General features: G+C 71.6%; 16 protein-coding genes and 1 pseudogene. 14 read left to right on the top strand and 3 right to left on the bottom strand.

All coding sequences use genetic code 11. The features are described from left to right. The first annotated feature begins 4 nt into the window (after positions 1-4). The 12 genes from OHA84_RS27545 to OHA84_RS27490 all read left to right on the top strand — a co-directional run bounded on the left by OHA84_RS27545 (position 5) and on the right by OHA84_RS27490 (position 10317). Positions 5-568: a GNAT family N-acetyltransferase gene (locus OHA84_RS27545; RefSeq protein ID WP_053684823.1), complete on the top strand. Its 564-nt coding sequence runs from the start codon at positions 5-7 to the stop codon at positions 566-568. 162 nt (positions 569-730) lie between these two features. Further along, positions 731-814, top strand: coding sequence for a putative leader peptide (locus tag OHA84_RS27540; RefSeq protein WP_323178918.1), 84 nt, complete (start codon positions 731-733; stop codon positions 812-814). 225 nt (positions 815-1039) lie between these two features. Continuing rightward, positions 1040-2752, top strand: a complete 1713-nt coding sequence (locus tag OHA84_RS27535) for a nitrite/sulfite reductase (RefSeq protein WP_266969330.1) — start codon at positions 1040-1042, stop codon at positions 2750-2752. Then, a complete protein-coding gene (locus OHA84_RS27530) occupies positions 2749-2928 on the top strand; it encodes a hypothetical protein (RefSeq protein ID WP_266950419.1) in 180 nt (59 codons plus the stop codon). Before OHA84_RS27535 ends, OHA84_RS27530 begins: the two co-directional genes overlap by 4 nt. Next, positions 2925-3626: a phosphoadenylyl-sulfate reductase gene (locus OHA84_RS27525; RefSeq protein ID WP_053684817.1), complete on the top strand. Its 702-nt coding sequence runs from the start codon at positions 2925-2927 to the stop codon at positions 3624-3626. Before OHA84_RS27530 ends, OHA84_RS27525 begins: the two co-directional genes overlap by 4 nt. Before the next feature lie 44 nt (positions 3627-3670). After that, entirely contained in the window at positions 3671-4216 is a 546-nt protein-coding gene (gene cysC, locus OHA84_RS27520) for an adenylyl-sulfate kinase (RefSeq protein ID WP_053684816.1), read from the top strand. Next, on the top strand, positions 4213-5151 hold the full coding sequence (gene cysD, locus OHA84_RS27515; protein ID WP_053684814.1) for a sulfate adenylyltransferase subunit CysD: 939 nt from the start codon (positions 4213-4215) through the stop codon (positions 5149-5151). The genes cysC and cysD overlap by 4 nt, the downstream gene beginning before the upstream one ends. 2 nt (positions 5152-5153) lie before the next feature. Further along, the gene (locus OHA84_RS27510) at positions 5154-6503 is read left to right on the top strand and encodes a sulfate adenylyltransferase subunit 1 (RefSeq protein WP_053684812.1); all 1350 of its coding nucleotides are present in this window, start codon (positions 5154-5156) and stop codon (positions 6501-6503) included. 201 nt (positions 6504-6704) lie between these two features. After that, positions 6705-7835, top strand: a complete 1131-nt coding sequence (locus tag OHA84_RS27505) for an aliphatic sulfonate ABC transporter substrate-binding protein (RefSeq protein ID WP_266950418.1) — start codon at positions 6705-6707, stop codon at positions 7833-7835. Positions 7836-7872: 37 nt separating this feature from the next. Then, a complete protein-coding gene (locus OHA84_RS27500; protein ID WP_266950417.1) occupies positions 7873-8664 on the top strand; it encodes an ABC transporter ATP-binding protein in 792 nt (263 codons plus the stop codon). Next, the gene (locus OHA84_RS27495) at positions 8651-9550 is read left to right on the top strand and encodes an ABC transporter permease (protein ID WP_266950416.1); all 900 of its coding nucleotides are present in this window, start codon (positions 8651-8653) and stop codon (positions 9548-9550) included. Before OHA84_RS27500 ends, OHA84_RS27495 begins: the two co-directional genes overlap by 14 nt. Before the next feature lie 5 nt (positions 9551-9555). After that, positions 9556-10317, top strand: a complete 762-nt coding sequence (locus tag OHA84_RS27490; RefSeq protein WP_053684804.1) for a sirohydrochlorin chelatase — start codon at positions 9556-9558, stop codon at positions 10315-10317. Between the two features lie 18 nt (positions 10318-10335). Here OHA84_RS27490 and OHA84_RS27485 read toward each other — a convergent pair whose 3' ends face one another. Beyond that, a complete protein-coding gene (locus OHA84_RS27485) occupies positions 10336-11337 on the bottom strand; it encodes a ketopantoate reductase family protein (protein ID WP_266969335.1) in 1002 nt (333 codons plus the stop codon). A 44-nt stretch (positions 11338-11381) separates the two neighbouring features. Between OHA84_RS27485 and OHA84_RS27480 the strand changes: the two genes are divergently transcribed. Next, a complete protein-coding gene (locus OHA84_RS27480; RefSeq protein WP_266969337.1) occupies positions 11382-12230 on the top strand; it encodes an aldo/keto reductase in 849 nt (282 codons plus the stop codon). Positions 12231-12279: 49 nt separating this feature from the next. On the opposite strand, the gene OHA84_RS27475 is transcribed toward OHA84_RS27480, so the two are convergent. Continuing rightward, positions 12280-12831 (bottom strand): DUF1697 domain-containing protein, encoded by a 552-nt coding sequence (locus OHA84_RS27475; protein WP_053684799.1) that lies wholly within the window; start codon positions 12829-12831, stop codon positions 12280-12282. Further along, positions 12828-14089, bottom strand: a pseudogene (mgt, locus tag OHA84_RS27470) (macrolide-inactivating glycosyltransferase). The gene OHA84_RS27475 and the pseudogene mgt overlap by 4 nt, the downstream one beginning before the upstream one ends. 114 nt (positions 14090-14203) lie before the next feature. On the opposite strand from mgt, the gene OHA84_RS27465 reads away from it, so the two are divergent. Then, a complete protein-coding gene (locus OHA84_RS27465; RefSeq protein ID WP_266950415.1) occupies positions 14204-15058 on the top strand; it encodes a phosphotransferase enzyme family protein in 855 nt (284 codons plus the stop codon). Positions 15059-15460 lie beyond the last annotated feature (402 nt).

The raw sequence follows: 15460 nt of genomic DNA, 5'->3' as shown, positions 1-15460 counted from the left end.
GTCCATGAGCACCATCACACTCACCACCTGGTCCCTGGAAATGACCTCGCCCGAGGAACTGGTCGCCGCGGCCGTCCCCGGCCCCGAGATCACCGTCTCACGGGCGGAGGTGCCGTCCCCCGAGTTCAGCCGGTTCCTCTACGCCTCGGTGGGCGGGGACATCCACTGGACGGACCGGCTCGCGCTGACCCGCGCGCAGTGGGTGGAGCAGTTGGGGCGGCCGGGCGTGGAGACGTGGGTCGCGTACGACCGGGGCACCCCGGCGGGGTACTGCGAGCTCGACCCCCAGGACGACGGTGTCGTGGAGATCATGTACTTCGGGCTGCTGCCGGACTTCCGCGGCCGGCGCATCGGCGGTCACCTGCTGTCGGTGGGCGCGGCCGCCGCCTGGTCGCTGGCCGACCGCTGGCCGGGCCGCGAGGGGACCCGACGGGTCTGGGTCCACACGTGCAGCCAGGACGGGCCGACGGCCATGGCCAACTACGAGCGGCGCGGCTTCAAGGTCTTCAGGACGGAGACGGAGTCCAAGGAGGAGACCCCGACCCCCGGCCCCTGGCCGGGCGCCTGACAGTCCCCCCGGGATCGCCCCGGTCCGCCCCGGTCCCACCCGACCCCCGGTGATGGCCGGACCGGGGTGATCCGGATCACGCCATCCCATGATCCGAGACGAGTTCGTCCGCATGATGGACAGTAGTGGACTCCTCCAATCGGCCCGTGCCACGCTTCCGCCATGGATGCAGCTGGAATTGCCTTGGTGAGTCGGCGGCACGTCGACCTCGGCCGCATGTCCAGCGCCATCTGTCCGGCGCGCTGACGGAACCAGCCACCGCCGCACGTCGACGCCGTCCCCGCCGCCGCGGACCCGTCGACCATCCGTAGGACCGCCCGCCCCCTGAAGGCCGAACACCGCTCCGACCACCGGCAATCCCGGTGAGGAGTGGCACTGCGCCGCACCCGCTCAGCGGCGGGCGCACCGTCGGGGCGCACCCCGCCGCGCCCCCTGCCCCTGCCCCGAGCCGCCCGAGAAGGACGTACCGCCATGGCCGCCACCCCCGAAACGCCCGCAGCCGCAGCCCCCGCGGCCGCAGCCGCGCGCCGCAAGACCGGCCGTCACCGCGGCGAGGGTCAGTGGGCCGTCGGACACCACACGCCCCTCAACGGCAACGAGCAGTTCAAGAAGGACGACGACGGTCTCAATGTGCGGACACGCATTGAGACGATCTACTCCAAGGCGGGCTTCGACTCGATCGACCCCAACGACCTGCGCGGCCGCATGCGCTGGTGGGGCCTCTACACCCAGCGCAAGCCCGGGATCGACGGCGGCAAGACCGCGATCCTGGAGCCGGAGGAGCTGGACGACAAGTACTTCATGCTGCGCGTCCGCATCGACGGCGGCCGGCTGACCACCGAGCAGTTGCGCGTCATCGGCGAGATCTCCGAGGAGTTCGCCCGCGGCACCGCCGACCTCACGGACCGTCAGAACGTGCAGTACCACTGGATCCGGATCGAGGACGTCCCGGAGATCTGGCGCCGCCTGGAGGCCGTCGGCCTCTCGACCACCGAGGCCTGCGGTGACACGCCCCGCGTGATCCTCGGTTCTCCCGTCGCCGGCATCGCCCGGGACGAGATCATCGACGGCAGCCCCGCGATCGACGAGATCTACCGCCGGATCGTCGGCAACCCGGACTTCTCCAACCTGCCCCGCAAGTTCAAGTCCGCGATCTCCGGCTCGCCGCTGCTCGACGTGGCGCACGAGATCAACGACATCGCCTTCGTCGGCGTGAACCACCCCGAGCACGGCCCCGGTTTCGACGTGTGGGTCGGCGGTGGCCTCTCCACCAACCCCAAGCTGGGTGTGCGCCTGGGCACCTGGGTCTCGCTCGACGAGGTCCCGGACGTCTACGAGGGCGTCATCTCGATCTTCCGCGACTACGGCTACCGCCGGCTGCGCAACCGCGCCCGCCTGAAGTTCCTCGTCGCCGACTGGGGCCCGGCCCGGTTCCGCCAGGTACTGGAGGACGAGTACCTGAAGCGCGAGCTGACGGACGGCCCCGCCCCCGAGCAGCCCTCGGGCGAGTGGCGCGACCACGTCGGCGTGCACGAGCAGAAGGACGGCCATTTCTACGTCGGTTTCGCGCCCCGCGTGGGACGCGTGGACGGGGCCACCCTGACCAAGATCGCGGACGTGGCCCGGCAGCACGGCTCCGACCGGCTGCGCACCACCGCCGAGCAGAAGATGATCGTCCTCGACATCGAGCCCGACCAGGTCGACTCGGTCGTGGCCGCCCTGGAGGCACTGGACCTGCGGGTCAAGCCCTCCCCCTTCCGCCGCGGCACCATGGCCTGCACCGGCATCGAGTTCTGCAAGCTCGCCATCGTCGAGACCAAGGCGCGCGGCGCCTCGCTGATCGACGAGCTGGAGCGGCGCCTGCCTGACTTCGCCGAACCGCTGACCATCAACATCAACGGCTGCCCGAACGCCTGCGCCCGCATCCAGGTCGCGGACATCGGTCTCAAGGGCCAACTGGTCCTGGACGACGACGGCAACCAGGTCGAGGGCTACCAGGTCCACCTCGGTGGCGCGCTCGGCCTGGAGGCCGGCTTCGGCCGCAAGGTCCGCGGTCTGAAGGTCACCGCGGCCGGTCTGCCCGACTACGTCGAGCGGGTCGTCACGCGCTTCCAGGAGCAGCGCGAGGAGGGCGAGCGCTTCGCCGCCTGGGTGACCCGAGCGAGTGACGAGGCCCTGTCGTGAGCGAGCGAGCGGCCCCCTTCTACTGCCCGTACTGCGGCGACGAGGACCTGTTCCCCAACGAGAGCGGTCACGGCGCCTGGGAATGCAGGGCCTGCAACCGAGCCTTCCAGCTGAAGTACCTCGGGCTGCTGTCCCGAGGCGTTCAGTCCAACTCCGGTGGAGGCGAAGAGACATGACGACCGTTCAGGAGACGCGCGACCTCAAGGCGCTGGCCGAGCAGGCGGGCCGTGACCTGGAGGACGCCTCCGCGCTGGAGATCCTGCGCTGGGCCACCGAGACCTTCGGCGAGAAGTTCGCGGTGACCTCCTCCATGGAGGACGCCGTCGTGGCCCACCTCGCCTCCCGGGTCTCCCCCGGCCTGGACGTGGTCTTCCTCGACACGGGCTACCACTTCGAGGAGACCATCGGCACCCGGGACGCGGTCGAGGCCGTGATGGACGTCAACGTCATCACCCTCACCCCGCGGCGCACGGTGGCCGAACAGGACGCCGAGCACGGCCCCCGGCTGCACGACCGGGACCCCGACCTGTGCTGCGCGCTGCGCAAGGTCAAGCCCCTCGAAGAGGGCCTGGTCGCGTACGAGGCCTGGGCGACGGGTCTGCGCCGCGACGAGTCCCCGACCCGGGCGAACACCCCGGTCGTCGGCTGGGACGAGAAGCGCCGCAAGGTGAAGGTCTCGCCGATCGCCCGCTGGACGCAGGACGACGTGGACGCGTACGTCACCGAGCACGGCGTGCTCACCAACCCGCTGCTGACGGACGGTTACGCCTCCGTCGGCTGCGCCCCCTGCACCCGCCGGGTGGTCGAGGGCGAGGACGCCAGGGCCGGCCGGTGGGCCGGGCGCGCCAAGACCGAGTGTGGGCTGCACGGCTGATGACCGACCGCCAAGCGAACGAAGAACCGACGGAGACGAGAACGATGAGCGTGAGCGACCAGGGCGCCACCGTGTGGCTGACCGGGCTGCCGAGCGCGGGCAAGACCACGATCGCCTACGCGCTGGCCGAGCGGCTGCGCGCCGACGGCCACCGGGTGGAGGTCCTCGACGGTGACGAGATCCGCGAGTTCCTCTCCGCCGGCCTCGGCTTCGGCCGCGAGGACCGGCACACCAACGTGCAGCGCATCGGCTTCGTCGCCGAACTCCTCGCGAGCAACGGCGTCAAGGCGCTCGTGCCGGTGATCGCGCCGTTCGCGGACAGCCGGGAGGCCGTCCGCAAGCGGCACGCCGCCGAGGGCACCACGTACCTGGAGGTCCATGTGGCCACCCCGGTCGAGGTCTGCTCCGAGCGCGACGTGAAGGGCCTGTACGCCAAGCAGGCGGCGGGCGAGATATCCGGTCTGACCGGCGTCGACGACCCGTACGAGGCGCCGGAGTCCCCGGACCTCCGCATCGAGTCGCACACGCAGTCCGTGCACGAGTCGGCCTCGGCCCTGCACGCGCTGCTCACCGAGAGGGGTCTGGCATGACGGCCACCGTCGCACACGTCCACGAAGGGACGGACGCGCCCTACGCGCTGTCGCACCTCGACGCCCTCGAATCGGAGGCCGTGCACATCTTCCGCGAGGTGGCGGGCGAGTTCGAGAAGCCGGTGGTGCTGTTCTCCGGCGGCAAGGACTCCATCGTCATGCTGCACCTGGCGCTGAAGGCCTTCGCCCCGGCGCCGGTCCCCTTCACGCTGCTGCACGTGGACACCGGCCACAACTTCCCCGAGGTCCTCGCGTACCGCGACCGGGCCGTGGAGAAGCACAACCTGCGCCTGCACGTGGCCTCCGTCCAGGAGTACATCGACGCGGGCAAGCTCCGCGAGCGCCCGGACGGCGTCCGCAACCCGCTGCAGACCGTCCCCCTCACGGAGGCGATCCAGCGGCTGAGGTTCGACGCGGTCTTCGGCGGTGGCCGCCGTGACGAGGAGAAGGCCCGCGCCAAGGAGCGGGTGTTCTCCCTGCGCGACGAGTTCTCCCAGTGGGACCCGCGCCGCCAGCGGCCCGAACTGTGGCAGCTCTACAACGGCCGCCACGCCCCCGGCGAGCACGTGCGCGTCTTCCCGCTCTCCAACTGGACCGAGCTGGACGTGTGGCAGTACATCGCCCGCGAGGGCATCGAGCTCCCGGAGATCTACTTCGCCCACGAGCGCGAGGTGTTCCGGCGCAACGGCATGTGGTTGACGGCCGGCGAATGGGGCGGCCCGAAGCGGGACGAGTCCACCGAGACGCGTCTCATCCGCTACCGGACCGTCGGTGACATGTCCTGCACGGGTGCCGTCGACTCCGACGCCACCACGCTGGACGCCGTGATCACCGAGATCGCCGCCTCCCGGCTCACCGAGCGGGGCGCGACCCGCGCCGACGACAAGATGTCCGAGGCCGCGATGGAAGACCGCAAGCGCGAAGGGTACTTCTAGACATGACCTCCACCACCGAGCAGGTCGCCGGCTTCGTCGACCCTTCAGCGACCACGCTGCTGCGCTTCGCGACCGCCGGTTCCGTCGACGACGGCAAGTCCACCCTGGTCGGGCGGCTGTTGCACGACTCCAAGTCGATCCTGACCGACCAGCTGGAGGCCGTCGAGGCCGTCTCCGCCCAGCGCGGCCAGGACACCCCCGACCTCGCGCTGCTGACCGACGGCCTGCGGGCCGAGCGGGAGCAGGGCATCACGATCGACGTGGCGTACCGCTACTTCGCGACGACCCGGCGCCGGTTCATCCTCGCGGACACCCCCGGGCACGTGCAGTACACCCGGAACATGGTCACCGGTGCCTCCACCGCCGACCTCGCGGTCGTCCTGGTCGACGCCCGCAACGGCGTGATCGAGCAGACCCGGCGGCACGCGGCCGTCGCGGCCCTGCTGCGGGTCCCGCACGTGGTCCTGGCCGTCAACAAGATGGACCTGGTGGGCTACGAGGAGAAGGCCTTCGCGAGGATCGCCGAGGAGTTCACCGCGTACGCCTCCGACCTGGGCGTCCCGGAGATCACCGCCATCCCGATCTCGGCGCTGGCCGGCGACAACGTGGTGGAGCCCTCCGCGAACATGGACTGGTACGGCGGCCCGACCGTGCTGGAGCACCTGGAGACGGTCCCGGTCAGCCACGACCTGACCGCCTGCCCGGCCCGCTTCCCCGTGCAGTACGTGATCCGCCCCCAGTCGGCGGAGCACCCCGACTACCGCGGCTACGCGGGTCAGATCGCCTCCGGCGTGCTGCGTGTCGGCGAGGCCGTCACGGTCCTGCCGTCGGGCCGCACCTCGGTGATCGAGGGGATCGACGCGCTCGGCGAGAGCGTGGACATCGCCTGGGCGCCTCAGTCGGTGACGCTGCGGCTGCGGGACGACATCGACATCTCGCGCGGCGACCTGATCGCGCCGTCCGCGAGCGCGCCGGCCACGACCCAGGACGTCGAGGCGACGGTCTGCCACGTGGCCGACCAGCCGCTGGCCGTGGGCGCCCGGGTGCTGCTCAAGCACACGACGCGCACGGTGAAGGCGATCGTCAAGGAGATCCCCTCGCGGCTCACCCTGGACGACCTGTCCCAGCACCCGAACCCGGGGCAGCTCGTCGCGAACGACATCGGCCGCGTCGTGGTGCGCACGGCCGAGCCGCTGGCGCTCGACGCGTACGCGGCCTCGCGTCGTACCGGGTCCTTCCTGCTGATCGACCCGGCCGACGGAACCACCCTGGCCGCGGGCATGGCGGGCGAGTCCTTCGCCTCCCAGGCCCACACCACCGTGCAGGCGGATGAGGAAGGGTGGGATTTCTGACGTGCTCGACATCTACGCGACGTTCGCGAAGGAGGGCGGCCGCGTCGGCAGCGGCTCCCTCGGCAGCGGCCAGGGAGGCGTGGCGCGATGTGCGTGATGACGTACGCGCACCGCTCGCGCGCCCTCACCCCCCACGAGTCGCCCCCGCTCCGTAGACGAAGACGTGCGTCGTGAATCGACGCCTTGAGAGGAAGCTCTCCCGTGCCTGCCACCGGTACCGCCCGTAAGACCCCGCGCCGCGGCGTTGTCGTCGCCGCCGCCCTGCCGCTGTTGATCGGCGCGCTCGCCTCCTGCGGTTACGGCTCGGACGCCGAGAAGGGCAAGTCCGCCGACAAGCCCGCACCCGCCGGCGCCGAGGGCAAGAAGCTCTCCGCCCCCGAGGTCCGCATCGGCTACTTCCCCAACCTCACCCACGCCACCGCCCTCGTCGGCATCCACGAAGGCCTCATCGCCAAGGAACTCGGCGCCACCACCATCAAGCCGCAGACCTTCAACGCCGGCCCCTCCGAAATCGAAGCCCTCAACGGCGGCTCCCTCGACATCGGCTTCATCGGCCCCTCCCCCTCCATCAACGGCTACGTCAAATCCAAGAGCACCAACCTGCGCATCATCTCCGGCTCCGCCTCCGGCGGCGTCAAGCTCGTCGTCAACCCCGACAAGATCAAAACCCTCGACGACATCAAGGGCAAGAAGATCGCCACCCCCCAAAAGGGCAACACCCAAGACGTCGCCTTCCTCAACTGGATCGGCACCAAGGGCTGGAACGTCGACCCCGAATCCGGCAAGGGCGACGTCTCCGTCGTCCGCACCGACAACAAGGTCACCCCCGACGCCTACAAACAAGGCTCCATCGACGGCGCCTGGGTCCCCGAACCCACCGCCTCCAAACTCGTCTCCGAAGGCGCCAAGGTCCTCCTCGACGAAACCGACCTCTGGCCCGACAAGAAGTTCGTCATCACCAACATCATCGTGTCCCAGAAGTTCCTCAAAGAGCACCCCGACGTCGTCGAAGCCGTCCTGACCGGCACCGTCAAGACCAACGACTGGATCAACACCAACCCCGACAAGGCCAAAGCCTCCGCCAACGCCGCCCTCAAAACCCTCAGCGGCAAGGCACTCGACGCCAAGGTCATCGACCCCGCCTGGCCGAGCATCCTCGTCACCGACGACCCCCTCGCCGGCACCCTCAAGACCGAATCCGACTGGGCCGTCAAAGCCAAGCTCATCCAGGAACCCGACCTCACCGGCATCTACGACCTGAAACTCCTCAACAAGGTCCTCAAGACCGCCGGCAAGCCCGAGGTCTCCGACGCCGGCCTCGGCGCCAAGTAACCCCCGGTCAGCAGAGAATCCCCAGGAGGTGACGACCATGGCCACCACACTTGCCAAGGCTGCCGAGGGCACCGCGGCCGAGCACGGGCACGCCGCCCGCATCGAACACGTTTCGAAGTCCTTCTCCGGCCCGGCCGGATCGCAGCTCGTCCTGGACGACATCAGTCTCGATGTCGCTCCCGGCGAGTTCGTCACCATCCTGGGGGCGTCGGGGTGTGGCAAGTCCACCCTGCTCAACCTCGTCGCCGGTCTCGACAAGCCCAGCGTGGGCACCATCGAGACCTCCGGCCGCCCGGCCCTGATGTTCCAGGAGCACGCGCTCTTCCCGTGGTTGACGGCGGGCAAGAACATCGAGCTCGCCCTGCGTCTGCGCGGGGTGGCGAAGACGGAGCGCCGCCCGGAGGCCGAGCGGCTGCTGGAACTGGTGCGGCTCGGCGGCGCGTACGGCAAGCGCGTCCACGAACTGTCGGGCGGCATGCGCCAGCGCGTGGCGCTCGCCCGGGCCCTGGCGCAGGACAGTGAACTCCTGCTGATGGACGAGCCGTTCGCGGCCCTGGACGCCATCACCCGGGACGTCCTGCACGGCGAACTCACCCGCATCTGGGAGGAGACCAACGTCTCCGTCCTGTTCGTCACGCACAACGTGCGCGAGGCCGTCCGCCTCGCCCAGCGCGTGGTCCTGCTCTCCTCGCGTCCCGGACGGATCGCGAAGGAATGGACCGTGGGCATCCCGCAGCCGCGCCGCATCGAGGACGCGGACGTCGCGGAGCTGTCCGTCGAGATCACTGAACACCTGCGTGGGGAGATCCGCCGCCATGGCCAGCACTGACACCAAGCTCAAGGGCACGGCCAAGGGCACGGACGATCTGGCGGGCCTGGAGGCCGGCCTGGACGCCCTCGACGCGGTCCAGACGCACCGCACCCCGATCGGCGAGGTCCTCGTCAAGAAGGTCCTGCCGCCGGTCATCGCCGTAGGTCTGGTCCTCGTCGTCTGGCAGGTCCTCGTCGCGACGAAGATCACCGACGAGACGAAGCTGCCGTCGCTGTCCGCGGTGTGGGACAGCCTGTCCGCCATGTGGCTCCAGGGCACGCTGCTGGAGGTCGTCTGGACCAGCGTCTCCCGTGGTCTGCTCGGCTTCCTGCTGGCCCTGGCCATCGGCACCCCGCTCGGCCTGCTCGTCGCCCGGGTGAAGTTCGTCCGCGCCGCGATAGGCCCGATCCTCCAGGGTCTCCAGTCCCTGCCCTCGGTCGCCTGGGTGCCCCCGGCCGTCCTCTGGTTCGGCCTCAACGACGCCATGATGTACACCGTGATCCTGCTCGGCGCGGTCCCCTCGATCGCCAACGGACTCGTGTCCGGCATCGACCAGGTCCCGCCGCTGTACCTGCGGGCCGGCCGCACCCTCGGGGCCACCGGCCTGCGTGGGGCCCGACACATCGTCATGCCGGCCGCGCTGCCCGGCTACCTGGCCGGTCTCAAGCAGGGCTGGGCCTTCTCCTGGCGTTCCCTGATGGCCGCCGAGATCATCGCCAGCTCGCCCGACCTGGGCCTCGGGCTGGGCCAGCTGTTGGAGAACGGCCGCAACAACATCGACCTGCCGGGCGTGTTCCTCGCGATCATCCTGATCCTGGTCGTCGGCATCGCGATCGACCTGCTGATCTTCAGCCCCGTCGAGCGGTACGTGCTGCGCAGCCGCGGCCTGCTGGTCAAGAGCTGAGTCCCGTGCACGCCGCCCCCGCACTCCTCGTCATCGCCCACGGCAGCCGTGATCCGCGGCACGCGGCGACCGTGCACGCCCTCACCCGGCGTGCGCGGGCGCTACGGCCCGGACTGCGGGTGGAGACGGCGTACCTGGACTTCAACGCCCCCCGCGTGGACCAGGTGCTGTCCTCCCTGTACGCGTCCGGTGTCCGGGACGTGGTGGCCCTCCCACTGCTGCTGACCCGGGCCTTCCACGCCAAGACCGACATCCCGGCCGTGTTGTCGGAGGCCTGCGTGCGCCTCCCGGGACTCGCGGTCCGGGTCGCGGACGTACTCGGGCCGTCGCCCCTGCTGACGGCGGCCCTGGAGCGCCGGCTCCTCGAAGCCGGCCTCACCCCGGCGGATCGCGCCGGCACCGGTGTGGTGCTCGCGTCCGCCGGTTCCTCGGACCCGGAGGCGAGCGCGGTGATCGCTGAAATCGCGCGGGAGTGGCGGCACACCGGTTGGTGCGCCGTGCGGCCCGCGTTCGCCTCCGCGGCACTGCCCCGTACGGAGGACGCGGTGCGGGCGCTGCGCGCCGAGGGCGTGCGGCGGGTGGCCGTGGCCCCGTACGTCATCGCCCCCGGCCGGCTCCCGGACCGGATCGCGGCGGGCGCCGAGGCCGCGGGCGCGGACGTGCTCGCCGATGTCCTGGGCGCCGCCCCCGAGTTGGCCCGGCTGCTGCTGCGCCGCTACGACGCGGCCGCCCTGGCTCCCGCCCGCCTCTCGGCGCTGTCGGCCTGAGCGGCCGGTCCCACCCCGTCAGGCGCGGGCCGCCGCCTCGTCGGCGAGGGCCGTCAGGTCCGTGATGGACATGGCGCCCGGCGGGAGGTTCTCCCGGGCGAAGATGTTCGCCGCGTGCCGCAGGGTGTCGTTCACCGGGGTGGCCACGCCGTGCAGCCGGCCGAGCAGGGAGATCTCCCCGTTGAGGTAGTCCGCCTCGACCGATCCCGTGCCGCGCGCCAGGCTCTGCCAGGACGACCCGCCCCGCACCCCCGGCGGCTGGTCCACCTTCCCCGCGCGCGCCGCCGTCTGCTCCGCCTCGGACGCGTACGCGATGCCGGCGGACTCGAAGGCCGCCTTCGCCTCGCGGATCGCCCGGAGCAGCAACGCCGCCTTCGCGGGATCCGGTTCGGGGCCGGTCGTCGCCTGGATCGCGTTGCCGAGGTTGCCGAGCAGCTTCGCGTACTTCCACCGCGTCACGTCCTCGACGACGGGCGCCTCGAACCCGGACTCCTCCAGGTCGGCGGCGACGGCCCGGATCCGTGCGTCGCTGCCGCCGGCCGCCCGGCCCAGGTGCAGGATCCCGGTCAGGGGCGCGCACAGCGCGGAGACCACGCCCGGCTCCAGGAAGGTCGCGGGCAGCCAGACGCACACCCCGTACACCCGGGCGAAGCGGCGCAGCGCCAGTCGTTCGCTCTCCACGCCGTTCTGCAGACACAGCACGGGCAGTCGCTGCGCGGCCGTGCCGCCGCCCGTGACCTCCGCGTCGCCCCACGCGTCCAGTGCCGCGACGGCGTCCTGCGTCTTCACGGACAGCAGCAGCACGTCGTCCGGGCGCAGCTCGCCGAGTTCCGCCGGGCCGGTGACGACGGGCAGCCGGTGCACCTGCGTCCCGTCGGTGGTCGTGAGCCGCAGCCCGTCGGCCCGCAGCGCCTCGGCGTGCGCGCCGCGTGCGGACAGGACGACCTCCCGGCCCGTCCGTGCGAGCCGGCCGCCGATGGTCGCGCCGATCGCCCCGGCGCCGATGATGATGTAACGCATCCGCAGAGCCTGGCACATCCGGCGTCCCGGGTTACCGTCGGGCCATGACGGACACGATGTTCAGACTCGGTGGGGACCTGCCCGTGCGCCGCCTCGGGCTCGGTACGGGTGGTCTGGTCGGCCCCGGCTACTGGGGTCCGCGCGGGGACCCGGCCGAGGCCCTGGCCCTGCTGCGCACGGCCGTGGAGCTCGGGGTGACCCTGATCGACACGGCCGACAACTACGGGCCCGATCTGGCGGAGGAGCTGATCGCGGAGGCCCTGTACCCGTACGACGAGCGGCTGGTGATCGCCACCAAGGGCGGGGTGGTGCGTACCGGTCCGGACCTCTGGCACGTGTCGGGTCGTCCGGAGCGGCTGCGGGAGCAGTGCGAGGCGAGCCTGCGCCGGCTGCGGGTGGAGCGGATCGACCTGTATCAGTTGCACCGCCTGGATCCGGCCCTCCCCGCGGTGGAACAGCTCGGCCTGCTGGCCCAGTTGCAGGCCGAGGGCAAGATCCGGCACGTCGGCCTGGACACGGTGACGGCGGCGCAGTTGGCGTCGGCGGTGGAGCTGATGCCGATCGCGTCGGTGCAGAACCCGTACAACCTGCTGGACCGTTCCTCGACCGACGTGCTGGCGTTGTGCGAGGCGCACGGGGTCGCCTTCCTGCCCTACTACCCGCTGGGCAGCGGGACCCTGACCCGCGAGAGCGCGGCCGCGGTCACCGCGGTCGCGGGCGGGCACGGGGCGGGTCCGGGGCAGATCGCCCTGGCCTGGCTGCTGCACCACTCCCCGAACCTGTGCCCCACGCCGGGTACCGGATCTCCCGCGCATCTCGCGGAGAACCTGGCCGCGGCGACGATCCCGCTCGCCCCGCGGGAACTCGCCCTGCTGGACGCCCTGGTGGCGTAGCGCGTGGCGCGCCGCATGGCCGGCGGCCGTGCGGCGGGTCCGCTCCGGCTCAGTCCCGGGTGAGTTCGACGAGCTTGACGACCGTGTTCCAGTTCCGGGTGGTCACGTCGAGCCCCTTCACGACGGCGGGCCTGGCCAGGACCTCGGCCAGCTTCGATCGGCCGAGGCCGTCCGGGGTGTGGAGGTAGACGACCCGGTCGCCGACCCGGAACTCCTCGGGGAGGAAGGCGGGTGCGTCGATGGCGGCGAAGCGCTCCTCGCCGGGTTGCTCGGAGCAGAAGGTGGCGTGCAGTTGCCTGCCCTCCAGCTCGGCGGCGGGGAAGGGGCAGGCGTCGGCGACGGCCCGCAGGTGGTCGCCGTCGACCACCAGGCAGGGCACCGTGAAGCCGAAGTGGGCCTCGATGGCCGCCTCCAGCGCGCGGGCGAGAATCGTGGTGTCCCGTTCCGCGCTGCCGAAGACGGCGTTGCCGCTCTGCAGGTACGTCCGTACGTCTTGGTGGCCGAGGCCCTCCAGGACCTGGCGCAGTTCGGCCATGGGGACCTTCTTGTGGCCGCCGACGTTGATGCCGCGCAGCAGTGCGGCGTACTTCCGAGGTGTCATGCCCGAACGATAGGGCGGGGGTCGGACAGTTCGGCCTCGATGAGGTCGGCGGCCCGGCGCGTGCCGCCCTCCGCGGCCATCGCGGCGCGGACGGCCTCGGCGCGGGCGGCGACCTCGGGGTCGGCGACGAGTGCGAGGACCGCCTCGCGCAGGGTCGTGGCGTCGGCCTCTTCCATGGGGACGTGGCGGGCGATGCCGAGCGCCTGGAGCACGTCGGCGTTGCCGAACTGGTCCACGGCCTGCGGGACCGCGACCATCGGGGTGGCGGTGGCCATGCCTTCCTGGCTGCCGCCGGCGCCCGCGTGGGTGATGAAGGCGTCGGCCTGGCGCAGGACGTCGAGTTGGGGCACCCAGCGGTGCACCTCGATGTGGTCGGGGATGGCGCCGAGTGCGGCGATGTCGGTCTTCTTGCCGATCTGGAGGACGACGTGCCAGTCGGGCAGGTCGCCGAAGGCCTCGACGCACGCCCGGTAGAAGTCGGGCCGGTCCGTGAAGGCGGAGCCGAGCGAGACCAGGAGCACCTTCTTCCCGGCGGCGTCGGCGGGGCGGGTCCAGGTGCCCTGGTCGGCGGCCCGGTCGCCCTGGCAGGCGCCGACGAAGGTGTACACGGACTCGTCGACCCGGTCGGCGTGCGGTTGCAGCGCCTTGGGGATGAGCACGATGCTGCGCCGGGGGCGGCCGATCAGACGGTCGGAGTCCTCGGCGATGCCGTTCTCGTCGAGCCAGGCGCGAAAGCGGGCGTAGTAGGCCCTGCCGCGTTCGCCGGCGCGCAGTCGCGCGGTCATGGGTGCGGCGACCTCCTCCTCGTAGCCGGTCCAGGCGACCAGGTTCGGGGAGAGGGAGACGTCGGGGACGCCCCAGCGGCGGGCCAGGACGATCGCCGGGTAGGAGGTGATGTCGTGGATGACGAGGTCGGGCTCGTCCCCTTCGAAGGCGGCGGCGAGTCGGGGCAGCGCCTGGATGGCGTCGTCGAGGAAGGGCTCGATGTTGTCGATGAGTTCGGTGCCCCAGGCCTCGGGGTTGTCCTCGGTGGGGAGGGTGGATTCCCAGATCACCGGGGTGGCGCCGGTCGCCGCGACCTTCTCGGCGAAGGAGGCGGGAATGGCGTAGCTGACGCGGTGGCCGCGGGCGACGAGCTCCCGGATCACCTCGATGCTCGGGTTCACGTGTCCGTGCGCGGCGATGGAGAACATGGCGATGTGCGCGGGCTTGACTGGGGTCATGTTCCGACCATAACGAGACGAGACGTCTCGTGCAACGGTTTCTCCCCGCCGCCCCCCGGGGGTGCCGCGCCCGGGGTGCCGGGCCGATTACGCCGGGATGACAGACTTGGCGGATTCACCACGATCCGGAGAGACGGCGGACAGCAGGCATGGACGAGGCGCGGGCCAGGGACGTACTCACAGCGGCGGGCCTCACCGGCCGCGCCGAGCTGCTGACCTTCGGCGAGAACGCCGTCTTCGCGGTCGGCGACGACCTGGTGGCCAAGGTGGGCCGCGAGGCGGCGCTGTTGGAGCGCGCCGAGCGCGAGTTGGCCGTGGCGGGCTGGCTCGCGCAGGCCGGAGTCCCCGCCGTGCGCGCCGCCGAGCCGTCGGCCAGGCTGGTGGCCGGGCACCCCGTGACCCTGTGGCACCGATTGCCCGCCGCGGTCCGACCGGCGGGACCCGAGGACCTCGCGGCCCTGCTGCGCCTGATCCACGCGTTGCCCGCGCCGCCGTTCACCCTGCCGGCGCGCGACCTGCTGGGCGGAGTGGAACGCTGGCTGAGGTTCGCCGGCGGGGCCGTCGACCCGGCGGACGCCGCGTACCTGAGGGCCCGCCGCGACGCGTACGCGAGCGAGGTCGCCGCGCTGACCCCGCGCCTCCCCCTCGGCCCGATCCACGGCGACGCCCTGCCCCGCAACGTCCACGTGGGGCCGGACGGGCCGGTACTGGTGGACCTGGAGACCGTGTCGAGCGACCTTCGCGAACACGACCTGGTGGTGATGGCCCTGTCCCGCGACCGCTACGGGCTGCCCACCGCCTCGTACGAGGCGTTCGTGACGGCGTACGGATGGGACGTGCGCGAGTGGGAGGGCTGCGCGGTCCTGCGCGGCGCCCGGGAGACGGCGAGTTGCGCGTGGGTCTCCCAGCACGCGCCGGACAACCCGAAGGCGCTGGCGGAGTTCCGCCGTCGGGTCGCCTCGCTGCGGGACGGCGACACCGCGACGCGCTGGCATCCCTTCTGAGCCGCGGGAGTTCGACCGGGCGCACACACCCCGCCGCGGCCGGATGCGCACGATGTCCCGCTTGCGGAAGGTGATCCCGGTCGCCATCCTCGAAGGCGGCGATGCGCCGGCCCACCCGCCCCATGCTCCCGATCACGAGATCGACCGCCGAGCGGGCATCGTCGACAACCACGGGGAGCAGCGTGCCGTCCTTCGTCCACCGGATCACCAAGTACGACCCTGCCGATCGCGACGAGCGCGGCGGTTACATCGGCGCCGAGGACACGATCAGCGACCACGGACCGGTCGAGGCCGCCTATCTGCAAGCGATTGCCGCCTTCGCCGAGGACACCGGCATCGACCGTCTGGCCGTTCGCGAGCCGGAGATCTCCTTCCTTGTCCGCTTCGGCCTGGAGCCGACGA

This window comes from Streptomyces sp. NBC_00513 (assembly GCF_041431415.1).
GTDB lineage: Bacteria > Actinomycetota > Actinomycetes > Streptomycetales > Streptomycetaceae > Streptomyces.
The sequence above is the reverse complement of the archived record's forward strand: the minus strand, read 5'-3'. Positions and strand labels throughout refer to the sequence as shown.